11 protein-coding genes are annotated in these 12,593 nt (G+C 73.5%); 3 read left to right on the forward strand and 8 right to left on the reverse strand.

Going from position 1 to position 12,593, the window contains the following annotated elements:
• Positions 1–175: 175 nt before the first annotated feature.
• The 5 genes from R4Z62_RS14185 to R4Z62_RS14205 form a co-directional block, all read right to left on the reverse strand.
• The gene (locus R4Z62_RS14185; protein WP_491519960.1) at positions 176–1,885 is read right to left on the reverse strand and encodes a bifunctional uroporphyrinogen-III C-methyltransferase/uroporphyrinogen-III synthase; all 1,710 of its coding nucleotides are present in this window, start codon (positions 1,883–1,885) and stop codon (positions 176–178) included.
• Positions 1,882–2,841, reverse strand: coding sequence for a hydroxymethylbilane synthase (gene hemC, locus R4Z62_RS14190; protein WP_064534459.1), 960 nt, complete (start codon positions 2,839–2,841; stop codon positions 1,882–1,884). Before hemC ends, R4Z62_RS14185 begins: the two co-directional genes overlap by 4 nt.
• The gene (locus R4Z62_RS14195; RefSeq protein ID WP_491519961.1) at positions 2,838–4,637 is read right to left on the reverse strand and encodes a glutamyl-tRNA reductase; all 1,800 of its coding nucleotides are present in this window, start codon (positions 4,635–4,637) and stop codon (positions 2,838–2,840) included. Before R4Z62_RS14195 ends, hemC begins: the two co-directional genes overlap by 4 nt.
• Positions 4,634–5,398, reverse strand: a complete 765-nt coding sequence (locus tag R4Z62_RS14200; protein ID WP_064534457.1) for a redox-sensing transcriptional repressor Rex — start codon at positions 5,396–5,398, stop codon at positions 4,634–4,636. The genes R4Z62_RS14195 and R4Z62_RS14200 overlap by 4 nt, the downstream gene beginning before the upstream one ends.
• A gap of 360 nt (positions 5,399–5,758) precedes the next feature.
• Positions 5,759–6,055: a glutaredoxin family protein gene (locus tag R4Z62_RS14205; protein ID WP_389470955.1), complete on the reverse strand. Its 297-nt coding sequence runs from the start codon at positions 6,053–6,055 to the stop codon at positions 5,759–5,761.
• Positions 6,056–6,291: 236 nt separating this feature from the next.
• Between R4Z62_RS14205 and R4Z62_RS14210 the strand changes: the two genes are divergently transcribed.
• The 3 genes from R4Z62_RS14210 to R4Z62_RS14220 all read left to right on the forward strand — a co-directional run bounded on the left by R4Z62_RS14210 (position 6,292) and on the right by R4Z62_RS14220 (position 9,956).
• Entirely contained in the window at positions 6,292–7,218 is a 927-nt protein-coding gene (locus tag R4Z62_RS14210) for an HAD family hydrolase (RefSeq protein ID WP_064534455.1), read from the forward strand.
• A 420-nt stretch (positions 7,219–7,638) separates the two neighbouring features.
• A complete protein-coding gene (locus tag R4Z62_RS14215) occupies positions 7,639–8,460 on the forward strand; it encodes an ECF subfamily RNA polymerase sigma factor, BldN family (protein WP_381736837.1) in 822 nt (273 codons plus the stop codon).
• A gap of 242 nt (positions 8,461–8,702) precedes the next feature.
• Positions 8,703–9,956: a DUF5667 domain-containing protein gene (locus R4Z62_RS14220; RefSeq protein ID WP_491519962.1), complete on the forward strand. Its 1,254-nt coding sequence runs from the start codon at positions 8,703–8,705 to the stop codon at positions 9,954–9,956.
• 94 nt (positions 9,957–10,050) lie between these two features.
• On the opposite strand, the gene R4Z62_RS14225 is transcribed toward R4Z62_RS14220, so the two are convergent.
• The 3 genes from R4Z62_RS14225 to R4Z62_RS14235 form a co-directional block, all read right to left on the reverse strand.
• The gene (locus R4Z62_RS14225; RefSeq protein ID WP_491519963.1) at positions 10,051–11,124 is read right to left on the reverse strand and encodes a lysophospholipid acyltransferase family protein; all 1,074 of its coding nucleotides are present in this window, start codon (positions 11,122–11,124) and stop codon (positions 10,051–10,053) included.
• A 14-nt stretch (positions 11,125–11,138) separates the two neighbouring features.
• Positions 11,139–12,200, reverse strand: a complete 1,062-nt coding sequence (locus R4Z62_RS14230; protein WP_491519964.1) for an NAD-dependent epimerase/dehydratase family protein — start codon at positions 12,198–12,200, stop codon at positions 11,139–11,141.
• A gap of 168 nt (positions 12,201–12,368) precedes the next feature.
• Positions 12,369–12,467, reverse strand: coding sequence for a 30S ribosomal protein bS22 (locus tag R4Z62_RS14235; protein ID WP_003948845.1), 99 nt, complete (start codon positions 12,465–12,467; stop codon positions 12,369–12,371).
• Positions 12,468–12,593 lie beyond the last annotated feature (126 nt).

The raw sequence follows: 12,593 nt of genomic DNA on the forward strand, positions 1-12,593 counted from the left end.
CCTGATGGGGCCAGAGAGGAATGTCAACTGACATGGACGATTATCGGACTTCATTCATCTCAGTTGATGCCCTGCCGGAACGGAACCGGACACGGAAACGGCGGAGCGCCCCCCGTGCAGGGGGACGCTCCGCCGTAGCGCTCAGCGCGTACGTCCGCTCAGGCAGGACGCCCGCTCAGGTCGTCGACCGGCGCCTGCGCGCACCCGGCCGCCGCTCGCTCGGCCGCGTCACCGGGTCGCCGGCCTCCAGCGCCGCGGCCCGGCGCTTGAGGCCGAAATCGGCCAGCGCCTCGGCCAGCCTGAGGACGGACGGCTCGGGAGCCATCACGTCCACGCGCAGGCCGTGCTCCTCGGCGGTCTTGGCCGTGGCCGGGCCGATGCAGGCGATCACCGTCACGTTGTGCGGCTTGCCCGCGATGCCGACCAGGTTGCGGACCGTGGAGGACGAGGTGAAGAGCACCGCGTCGAAACCGCCGCCCTTGATCGCCTCCCGCGTCTCCGCCGGGGGCGGCGAGGCGCGCACGGTGCGGTAGGCGGTGACGTCGTCGACCTCCCAGCCCAGCTCGATCAGCCCGGCGACCAGGGTCTCCGTGGCGATGTCGGCGCGCGGCAGGAAGACGCGGTCGATCGGGTCGAACACCGGGTCGTAGGGCGGCCAGTCCTCCAGGAGACCGGCGGCCGACTGCTCGCCGCTGGGCACCAGGTCCGGCTTCACACCGAAGGCGATCAGCGCCCTGGCGGTCTGCTCGCCCACCGCCGCGACCTTGATGCCCGCGAAGGCGCGGGCGTCCAGGCCGTACTCCTCGAACTTCTCGCGGACCGCCTTGACCGCGTTGACCGAGGTGAACGCGATCCACTCGTAGCGGCCGGTCACCAGGCCCTTGACCGCGCGCTCCATCTGCTGCGGGGTGCGCGGGGGCTCCACGGCGATGGTCGGCACCTCGTGCGGCACCGCGCCGTAGGAGCGCAACTGGTCGGAGAGCGAAGCGGCCTGCTCCTTGGTGCGCGGCACCAGGACCTTCCAGCCGAACAGCGGCTTGGACTCGAACCACGACAGCTGGTCGCGCCGCGCCGCCGCGGCACTGCGCTCGCCGACCACGGCTATCACCGGCCGGCCGCCGTCCGGGGACGGCAGCACCTTGGCCTGCTTCAGGGTCTGGGCGACCGTGCCGAGCGTGGCGGTCCAGGTGCGCTGGCGGGTGGTCGTGCCGCCGACGGTCACCGTCATCGGGGTGTCCGGCTTGCGGCCGGCCGTGACGAGTTCCCCGGCCGTGGCCGCCACCGAGTCCAGCGTGGTGGACACGACGACCGTGCCGTCCGAGGCGCCGACCTCCGTCCAGCAGCGGTCGGAGGCGGTACGGGCGTCGACGAACCGCACGTCGGTGCCCTCGGCGTCGCGCAGCGGCACACCGGCGTACGCGGGCACGCCGACGGCGCTCGCGATACCGGGGACGACCTCGAAGGGCACGCCCGCGGCGGCGCAGGCGAGCATCTCGGCGGCGGCGTCCGTGTCGAGCCCGGGATCCCCGGACACCGCACGGACGACCCGCCTGCCGCCCCGCGCGGCCTCCATGACAAGATGTGCGGCATCCCGCACCGCGGGGGCCCCGACGGCCGCTGACGTACTGTCAACGACCTTCAGCTGCGGCGTGCCCGTGCCCTGGACGGCGTCCGACGAGGGACCGGCGTCCGTGTGCACGACCGACACGCCCTGGCGGGCGTGCGTGCGTACGACGTCGAGCACCTCGTGCTCGGCGACCAGGACGTCCGCGCTCGCCAGCGCCTCCACGGCGCGCAGAGTGAGCAGTCCCGGATCTCCGGGTCCGGCACCGAGGAAGGTGACGTGCCCGTGTTCCGGACCGGCGGGAAGGGTGGTGGGGCTCAATGTGCTCGCTCCCCCATCAGACCGGCCGCGCCCTGGGCGAGCATGTCGGTGGCGAGTTCGCGACCGAACGCCATCGCCGCGTCGTGCGTCGAGGGCACGGGACCGGTGGTGGACAGCTGCACCAGCGCGCTGCCGTCGGTCGTGCCGACGACGGCCCGCAGGCGCATTTCCTTGACAGTCTGCCCGTCGGCCAGGATGTCGGCCAAAGCACCCACCGGGGCGCTGCAGCCGGCCTCCAGGGCGGCGAGCAGTGAGCGCTCGGCCGTCACGGCGGCCCGCGTGAGCGGGTCGTCGAGTCCGGCGAGCGCGGCGATCAGTTCCGCGTCGTCCGCGGAGCATTCGACCGCCAGTGCCCCCTGGCCGGGGGCGGGCAGAACCGTGTCGACCGACAGGAAGTCGGTCACCTCGTCGGCGCGGCCGATCCGGTTGAGTCCGGCCGCGGCCAGGACCACCGCGTCCAGCTCGCCGTCGCGGACGAACCCGATGCGGGTGTCGACGTTGCCGCGGATCGCGACGGTCTTGATGTCCAGGCCGTGGGCGCGGGCGTACGCGTTGAGCTGGGCCATCCGGCGCGGCGCGCCGGTGCCTATGCGGGCGCCGCGCGGCAGGTCGGTGAACTTCAGCGCGTCCCGTGCGACCAGCACGTCCCGCGGGTCCTCGCGCTCGGGCACGGCGGCCAGGACCAGGCCGTCGGGCTGCGCGGTCGGCAGGTCCTTGAGCGAATGAACCGCGAAGTCCACCTCGCCCCGCAGCAGCGCCTCGCGCAGCGCCGCGACGAACACGCCCGTGCCGCCGATCTGCGCCAGGTGCTCGCGCGAGACGTCGCCGTACGTGGTGATCTCGACGAGCTCGACAGGCCGCCCGGTCACCTGGCTCACGGCATCCGCCACCTGCCCGGACTGGGCCATGGCGAGTCTGCTGCGCCTCGTCCCCAGTCTCAGTGCCTTGTTCCTCATGCTGGCCCTCGGTTCTTGCCGTTCTTCACGTGGTCGTCGATGGCGACGGGGTCGCTCACGGCCCGGGAGACGGCGGCCACCGTCTCCTGGTCCAGGTCGAACAGGGTGCGCAGCGCGTCCGCGTACCCGGCGCCGCCGGGCTCGGCCGCGAGCTGCTTGACCCGCACGGTCGGCGCGTGCAGCAGCTTGTCCACCACCCGCCGCACGGTCTGGGTGATCTCCGCGCGGTGCTTGTCGTCCAGGCCCGGCAGCCGCCCTTCGAGGCGGGCGATCTCGCTGGACACGACGTCGGCGGCCATGGTGCGCAGGGCGACCACGGTGGGCGTGATGTGCGCCGCCCGCTGGGCCGCCCCGAAGGCCGCGACCTCGTCGGAGACGATCCGGCGGACCTGGTCGACGTCGGCCGCCATCGGCGCGTCGGCGGAGGCGTCGGCGAGCGACTCGATGTCCACCAGGCGCGCCCCGGCCAGCCGGTGCGCGGCGGCGTCGACGTCGCGGGGCATGGCCAGGTCGAGGACGAAGAGGACCGGCTCGGGGCGCGGCAGCACGGCGACCGGTTCGGGCCTGCGGCGCTCGGGGACCCGGCCGGCGGTGGCGGCGGTCGCGGCGAGCGCGGTGATCAGCTCGGCGTCCGCGCCGGCCTCCGCCTGCGCGTCGCGCGTGCGGTCCCGCTCCAGCAGCGAGGTGCCGCCGTCCACCCACGCGCCGTGCTGCTCCAGGGTGGCCGCGTCGATGCCCGCCACGGCGGACTCGCCGAGCAGGGAGAAGGCGGGCTCCACGGCGGCCAGGTCCAGCGGGCAGTTCTCCTCACCGGCACCGGCGGGCGGCAGCGGCGTCGTGGCCGTCTCGCGCGCGTCCGGCTTCGCCGCCGGGGCGGTGCGGCTGCGGGCGGATCCGGTGTACGGGGCGGCCGGGTCCGTGCGACCGTCGTGCGGGGCCGCGACGGGTGCTCCGGTACGGCCCTCGATCGCGGCGGCGATCGCCTCGGCCGTCAGGACGAGTCCCGTCGCGCCGGTACAGGAGACGGCGACGTCTGCACGTGTCAGCTCGGCCGGCACCGCGTCCATCGGTACCGCGCGGGCCGGCACGTGCGTGTCGTCGCCCTCGGTGAGGATCCGGGCGAGCCGCTCCGCGCGCTCCTGGGTGCGGTTGGCGATCACAACCTCGGCGACCCCGGCGCGCGCCAGCGTGGCGGCGGCCAGCGACGACATCGAACCGGCGCCGATGACCAGGGCCTTCTTGCCGCGCGCCCAGTCGGCGACGGGCGCGCCCGCGGACAGCTGCTCCAGGCCGAAGGTGACCAGGGACTGCCCGGCGCGGTCGATGCCGGTCTCCGAGTGCGCCCGCTTGCCCACCCGCAGGGCCTGCTGGAACAGGTCGTTCAGCAGCCGCCCGGCGGTGTGCAGCTCCTGGGCGCGGGCCAGGGAGTCCTTGATCTGGCCGAGGATCTGGCCCTCGCCGACGACCATCGAGTCCAGGCCGCAGGCCACCGAGAACAGGTGGTGGACGGCCCGGTCCTCGTAGTGCACATAGAGATAGGGGGTGAGTTCCTCCAGGCCGACCCCGCTGTGCCGGGCGAGCAGCGTGGACAGCTCGGCGACACCGGCGTGGAACTTGTCCACGTCGGCGTACAGCTCGATGCGGTTGCAGGTGGCCAGGACCGCGGCCTCGGTGGCGGGCTCCGCGGCGACGGTGTCCTGGAGCAGCTTGGCCCGGTCGTCCGCGTTCAGCGAGGCGCGCTCCAGGAGGCTGACCGGGGCGCTGCGGTGACTCAGTCCGACGACGAGCAGGCTCATGCCGGCATCACGGCGGGGACGTCCCCGTCGGGCCCCTGGTCGGCGGAGCGCTTGCGGGCGGCTCCGGCGGCGGGCAGCGGACCCTCGGCGGCGGCCTCCTCACCGGCCTTGCGCTGCTCGTGGAAGGCGAGGATCTGGAGTTCGATGGAGAGGTCGACCTTGCGCACGTCGACCCCTTCGGGGACGTTCAGCACGGTCGGCGCGAAGTTCAGGATGGAGGTCACCCCGGCGGCGACGAGCCGGTCGCAGACCTGCTGGGCGGCGCCCGCGGGGGTCGCGATCACGCCGATCGAGACGCCGTTGTCCCGGATGATCGCCTCCAGCTCGTCGGTGTGCTGGACGGGGATCCCGGCGACGGGCTTCCCGGCCATCGCGGGGTCGGCGTCGATGAGCGCGGCCACCCGGAAGCCGCGGGAGGCGAAGCCGCCGTAGTTGGCGAGCGCGGCGCCGAGGTTGCCGATACCGACGATCACAACCGGCCAGTCCTGGGTCAGGCCCAGTTCGCGGGAGATCTGGTAGACGAGATACTCGACGTCGTAGCCCACACCGCGGGTCCCGTAGGAGCCGAGGTAGGAGAAGTCCTTGCGCAGCTTGGCGGAGTTGACTCCCGCCGCCGCCGCCAGCTCCTCGGAGGAGACGGTGGGCACCGAGCGCTCCGACAGCGCGGTCAGGGCTCGGAGGTACAGCGGAAGCCGGGCGACGGTGGCCTCGGGAATCCCTCGGCTACGGGTCGCCGGTCGGTGAGTTCGGCCAGTTGCCACGGTGCTCCTGCGGGTAGAGCGGGGCTCTGGGCGGCCATACGTCCCCGGACCGCCCCGTCGACAGCAGGCTATGTCTTTGTGAACGCGTGCACAAAGATGGTGTCCGATTTGCCCGGCCAACGTGACCGGGGTCACGCGCCCCCGGCGCACACATCTGGAACCGGCGCACTCGCCGCCGCGTTCCTTACTTGTTGGGGGCAAAACCGCACACGCTCCTCTGTGATCGCCGCCCCCGAGACCAAGCCGCCGTCGATCCTAAGCGACTTTCGGCCACTTTGTACCCGCCGGTCAGTCACGTTCGCCCCCTCGGCCGGTCCCGGGCGGGACCCCGCCGGGCCCGCTGCGGCGCTCCCGCCCCGCTCAGCCGGCCAGGGCCCGCCGCAGCCGCTCCTCGTTCACCCGCCAGAAGGTGTGCTGCTCCCCGTCGATCAGCACCACCGGGATCTGCTCCCAGTACGCGTCGTACAGCGCCGCGTCCTCGGTGATGTCCCTGCCCTCCCACCGCACGCCCAGGTCCGCGCACACCTTCTCGACGACCGCCTGCGCGTCGTCGCACAGATGGCAGCCGGGCTTGCGGACGAGCGTGACCAGCCGGTCCCGGGGGGCGGGCGCGGCGGCGGACGGCACGGACGCCTTGCGGCGGAAGAGGGCGCTCATACCGGCATTGTCGCCCCGCCGCCCGGCCGGGCTCCACGACCGCGGACCCCGGATCCCCGGGTGCCGGCCCCCGGGTGCCGCTCGCCCCTCCTGTCGCCCCCCATGCGTCCCGTGCACCCCCTTGCAGCCCCTTGCAGCCCCTTCAGTGATCCCTGCCACTCCACGGCCGGGCGGAGTTCACGGGGTTCCCACCTCGCGGCTCCGGAAGTCCCGAACAGACTGGCTATGCTCACGCCATGGCCGCTCTCGGATGGCTCACCCCCCGTAGGCGCTCCGCCACCGCGCGGAGCGTGCTGGCAGGCGAGGCCTCGGCGGAGGCAGCGCGCAAGTCCACGCAGGAGGCGGACGCCCCGCCGCCCGCGCCCGAGGAGCCTCAGTTCCCCGTGCCCGGGGACGACCGCGCCGCCGCCTTCTTCGACCTCGACAACACCGTGATGCAGGGCGCCGCGCTGTTCCACTTCGGCCGCGGCCTGTACAAACGGAAGTTCTTCGAGACCCGCGACCTCGCCCGGTTCGCCTGGCAGCAGGCGTGGTTCCGGCTGGCCGGGGTCGAGGACCCCGAGCACATGCAGGACGCCCGCGACTCCGCGCTCTCCATCGTCAAGGGCCACCGCGTCGCCGAGCTGGAGTCCATCGGCGAGGAGATCTACGACGAGTACATGGCCGAGCGCATCTGGCCGGGCACCCGGGCGCTCGCCCAGGCCCACCTCGACGCCGGCCAGAAGGTGTGGCTGGTCACCGCGGCCCCGGTCGAGATCGCCCAGGTCATCGCGCGGCGCCTCGGCCTGACCGGCGCGCTGGGCACGGTGGCCGAGTCGGTCGCCGGCGTCTACACCGGCCGCCTGGTCGGCGAACCGCTGCACGGCCCGGCCAAGGCGGAGGCGGTACGCGCCCTCGCGGCGGCCGAGGGCCTGGACCTGTCCCGCTGCGCCGCCTACAGCGACTCGCACAACGACATCCCCATGCTGTCCCTGGTCGGCCACCCCTACGCCATCAACCCGGACGCCAAGCTCCGCCGCCACGCCCGCGAGAAGGACTGGCGCCTGCGCGACTACCGCACCGGCCGCAAGGCCGCGAAGGTCGGCATCCCCGCGGCGGCGGGCGTCGGCGCGGTCGCCGGCGGCACCGCGGCGGCCATCGCCCTGCACCGCCGCAGGCGCTAGCGACCGCCGCCGCCCACCGTCCGCCACCAGACGCCAGACGCCACCGGACGCCACAGAACAGCACAGGACGTCACAGGAACATCACCGGTCACAGTCGCACTCCGCACCCGGATTCCGGTCAGACGACCGAACACGCCCACACACCGCGCCGGCCATTCCCGTTGGCGGTACACCGCCACGACATGCCCTGCTCCGGCACCGAATCCGAACCGGACCGATCAGCAAACGGTCAGTCTGTGGCACTCGATCGGGCGTCAACTGGCCACAGAAACGACGTAATCGATGATTTGAGCAACTCGGTGTAGCAGGGCCTACACGAAGCGTTATTCTCCTCAGACGCAATCCGGCACCCCCTCCGTCGCTACGACGGGTGAATGGTTCCGCACTGCACGTGATGCAAGCTCTGCCTCTGGGAGTCCCGTGTACCCACACGTCGGGGTTGACGCCTCGGGCCTGGCTACGCTCCGCGCAACGGTCCTCGACCTGCTGCGCGCCCTCGTCCCCACCGCGTACGCCGGCCCCGCCTTCGCCACCGCAGCGCCGGTCGGCCCGTGCTACGCGCTGGCCGACGGCATGGAGCAGGGCCCCGCGCGCAGCGCCGTCGTCGAGGGCCGGCGCTCCGCCGAGGGGAGGGCGGCCAGACGAGGCCGCTCCGCCCCGGCGGCCGCCGTCCGCCGCCCGGCGGCGGACAGCGACAGCGCCCGGATGATGGACCTGGTCGAGCGCGCCCAGGCGGGCGAGGCCGACGCCTTCGGGCGCCTCTACGACCAGTACAGCGACACCGTGTACCGGTACATCTACTACCGGGTGGGCGGCAAGGCGACCGCCGAGGACCTCACCAGCGAGACCTTCCTGCGGGCCCTGCGCCGCATCGGCACCTTCACCTGGCAGGGCCGCGACTTCGGCGCCTGGCTGGTCACCATCGCCCGCAACCTGGTCGCCGACCACTTCAAGTCCAGCCGCTTCCGGCTGGAGGTCACCACCGGCGAGATGCTCGACGCCAACGAGGTCGAGCGCTCCCCCGAGGACTCCGTCCTGGAGTCCCTGTCCAACGCCGCGCTGCTGGACGCCGTACGGCGGCTCAACCCGCAGCAGCAGGAGTGCGTCACCCTCCGCTTCCTCCAGGGCCTGTCCGTCGCGGAGACCGCCCGGGTGATGGGCAAGAACGAGGGCGCGATCAAGACCCTCCAGTACCGGGCCGTACGCACCCTCGCCCGGCTGCTGCCGGACGACGCCCGCTGAGCCCGCCGGGCCCCCGACCGAGCGCCACGGCCAACTCACCCTGCGTTGCCGTGCGTTGACTTCTCCACCCGATCCCCGGTCGTCCGTAACCGAAGTGCCGAGCCGCTCGTTGTGCGGGATACAGGCTCCCTGTGGTCACGCCTTGGCCCACGCTGATCACTCGATCGTGTGGCACGGTCGTGGGCGTGCAACCCTCAGGACCCCTGGGGAGTCGACCGTCATGACGAGAGGAGGTGCCGCCAGTGATCGCGAACGTATCGGCGCACCGGCGGGCGAACGCCTTCGCCCAGGCCCTGGAGGAGCTGTCCGACCGGGGCGCGGCGGCCGAGCAGTCCGAGGGACCGCCACCGGCCCCGGCAGCGGCGGAGCAGACCGAGCAGGGCCGGTTCCTGGCCCTGGCGAGCGGTCTGTCCGCACTGCCGAAGCCGGAGCTGGGCCCCGAGGTCAAGGCCGTCCAGCGGGCCCGGCTGGTGGCCGCCATGGAGGCCATGCTGCAAGAGGGCACCGCGGCGGGCGAGGCGAACGAGCTGTCGGTGCCCGGCCAGCGCAGCCCCCGCGGCAGGGGCGCGCACCGGGCGAGCGGCCTGGGCAGGCTGCGACCGCGTACGCGGCTGGCCAAGGGCCTGACCGCGGGCGGGCTCAGCGTCGGGGTGGTCGCGAGCGCCTTCGGCGGCGTGGCCGCCGCCAGCTCGGACGCCCTCCCCGGTGACTCGCTGTACGGCCTCAAGCGCGGCATCGAGGACTTCAAGCTGCACTATCTGACTGACGGGGCGGACGGCCGGGGCGAGGCGTACCTCGACCTCGCCTCGACCCGGCTGAGCGAGGCCAGACGGCTGCTGGAGCGCGGCCGCGGCGGCCACCTCGACCACGAGTCCCTCGGCGAGATCCGCCGCACCCTGTCCGGGATGCAGCACGACGCCACCGAGGGCCACCGCCTGCTCCACGAGGCGTACGAGCGCGACCCGGAGTCCCTGGGCCCGATCCAGGCCCTGTCCAGCTTCTCCCGGTCGCACCGCGAGGCGTGGGGCGCGCTGCGCCAGAAGCTGCCCGTGCAGCTCGGTGACGTCAGCGACCGGGTGTCGTCGGTGTTCGACGCCATAGACGAAGAGGTCGCCCCGCTCCAGTCGCTGCTGCCGCAGCCCTCGGCCCCGGCCGGCGGCGACGGCGGGCGGCACGGGAGCGCACCGGCCTCGCCGTCCGGCACCGCCGGCGCCACCGACCGGTCCGCCCCGCCCGGCACCGGCGGCGGCGCGCCCGAGAGCGGCCACCGGTCCGGCAGCGGCAGCCCCAGCGCCTCCTCGGGCAGTGGCGGCGACAGCGGCGAGGGCCTGCTCGGCGGCACCACCGGCGGCCTCCTCGACCCGCCGAAGGCCAGCGGCAGCGCCTCCCCGCCCGCGGGCAGGACACCGCCGCCCGGCGCCCCCGACGTCACCATCCCCCCGCTCCTCCCGGGCCTCCTGCCCGGTCTGGGCATCGACGGCGAGGACGCGAAGTAGCAGCGGCGCACCGGCCGTACGACAGCGGTGGGGCGCCCTCGCACCGAAGAGCGAGGGCGCCCCACCGGCACGCACCCCGGAGGAAGCGCGAGCGTCAGAAGAACACCGACCGCCGCTGCACCAGCAGCTTGTAGAGCGTGTGCTGGATCTGCTCGCGCACCTGGTCGGTCAGGTTGAACATGAGCATCGGGTCCTCGGCCGCCTCCGGCGGATAGCCGTCCGTGGGGATCGGCTCGCCGAACTGGATCGTCCACTTCGTCGGCAGCGGCACCGCGCCCAGCGGCCCCAGCCAGGGAAAGGTCGGCGTCAGCGGGAAGTACGGGAAGCCGAGCAGCCGCGCGAGGGTCTTGGCGTTGCCGATCATCGGATAGATCTCCTCCGCCCCGACGATCGAGCACGGCACGATGGGCGCGCCCTGCCGCAGCGCCGTCGAGACGAACCCGCCCCGCCCGAACCGCTGGAGCTTGTAGCGCTCGCTGAACGGCTTGCCGATGCCCTTGAAGCCCTCCGGCATCACCCCGACCAGCTCCCCCTGGCCCAGCAGCCGTTCGGCGTCCTCGGCGCAGGCCAGGGTGTGACCCAGCTTGCGGGCCAGCTCGTTGACCACCGGCAGCACGAACACCAAGTCGGCCGCGAGCAGCCGCAGATGCCGGTCGGCCGGATGGTGGTCGTGCACGGCGACCTGCATCATCAGCCCGTCCAGCGGCAGCGTCCCCGAGTGGTTGGCGACGATCAGCGCCCCGCCCTCGGCGGGGATGTTCTCGATGCCCTTCACCTCGACCCGGAAGTACTTCTCGTACACCGGCCGCAGCAGGGACATCAGCACCTGGTCGGTCAGCTCGGCGTCGTACCCGAAGTCGTCGACGTCGTACTCGCCGGTCAGCCGCCGCCGCAGGAACGCCAGGCCGCTCGCCACCCGCCGCTCCAGGCCGCCGCCGTCCCCGGCACCGCCCGCCTCCGGCTGCCCGGCCGGCTGCCCGGACGCGGGCCCGTCCGCCCCGGTGTCCTCCTCGCGCGCCGCCGTCCGCCCCGGCAGCGGCTGGACCTCGCCGACCGCCGCGGGCTCGGCGCCGCCGCGCCGGTGCGCGGCGCGGCGCCGCGCCGGCCGCGATCCGGAGCCCCCGCGGGAGCGGTCGTCGTCGAACGGGATGACCTTGGCGTCCGCCATCGTTGCTGCGCTCCTCAGTTGGCGCTCGGCGTCGGGAGGTGAGCGCCGCCCCGGCGGGACAGCGCGGCGATCCGGTCGACGGCCCCCGCGAGGGCTTCGGGCGGCAGCAGCCCGGGGCCGCGGCTGCGGACGAAGTCCTCGAAGGTCTCGGCGGTCGTGTACCGGGGGGCGAATCCCAGCGTGCGGCGCATCTCGTCCGTGGCCACGACCCGGCCGTGGGTGAGCAGCCGGATCTGCTCGGGTGAGAAGTCCGTCATACCCAGCGTACGCACCAGCGAGCCCGCCCAGGTGACCGCGGGCAGCAGCAGCGGCACGGTGGGCCGGCCCAGCCGCCGCGCGCACTGCGAGAGCAGCAGCACCCCGTCACCGGCGATGTTGAACGTGCCGCTGTTGAGCGTGCCCCGCCGGGCCTCCCGCGCGGCCAGCCGCAGCACCTCGACGACGTCGTCCTCGTGCGCGAACTGGAGCCGCGGGTCGTAGCCGAACACGGTCGGCAGCACCGGCAGCGCGAAGTACGCGGCGAGCGGGGTGTCCACGGTCGGCCCGAGGATGTTGGCGAAGCGCAGCACGCACACCGCCACGTCCGGCCGCCGCCGCGCGAAGCCCCGGACGTAGCCCTCGACCTCGACGGCGTCCTTGGCGAAGCCGCCGCTGGGCAGGGACTTGGCCGGGGTGGTCTCGGTGAACACCGCCGGATCGCGGGGCGCGGAGCCGTAGACGTTGGTGCTGGACTTCACCACGAGACGCCGCACGCTGGGTGACTTCTGGCAGGCGCCCAGCAGCTGCATGGTGCCGATGACGTTGGTCTCCTTGACCGTGGCCCGGCTGCCGCCGCCCAGCGCGGTGCCGGTCACGTCCAGGTGGACGACCGTGTCGGCGGACGCCTCGGCGAGCACCCGCGCGATGGTCGGCTGGCGGATGTCGGCCTGGACGAAGTCGGCGCCGCCCAGCGAGTGCTCGGGCGGCAGCGCGTCCACGCCCACCACCCGGTCCACCTCCGGGTCACGCAGGATCCGCCGGACGAACCGGCCGGCGAGCCGGCGGGCCACCCCGGTCACGAGCACGGTCTGTCCCAAGATCAGCGCCTTCCTTCACGTCGCCGTCGGGCCGCCTTCGGGCCGCCTTCACGTCGCGTCCCGCGTACCCCGTGTGCGGCCAACCTAGTGTGGCCCCCCACCGCACGGGTGGGGGGCCACAGACACGCTCTCGCGTTGTCGCGCACTGACCAGTGGCGACCGGCGTCGCTACTTCTTGTTGCGACGCTGGACGCGGGTGCGCTTCAGCAGCTTGCGGTGCTTCTTCTTGGCCATCCGCTTGCGCCGCTTCTTGATAACAGAGCCCACGACTACCCTCGCTCACTTCTCATCACTCGGTGTTTGGGCGCCATGGGCCCACACGACCTACGAGGGGCTAGCCTACCCGCCCGAGTGCTGAGGCCGTTAATCGAGGTGTCCGGGGGTCCCGGCCGG

Source organism: Streptomyces sp. PL-25, from assembly GCF_058344915.1.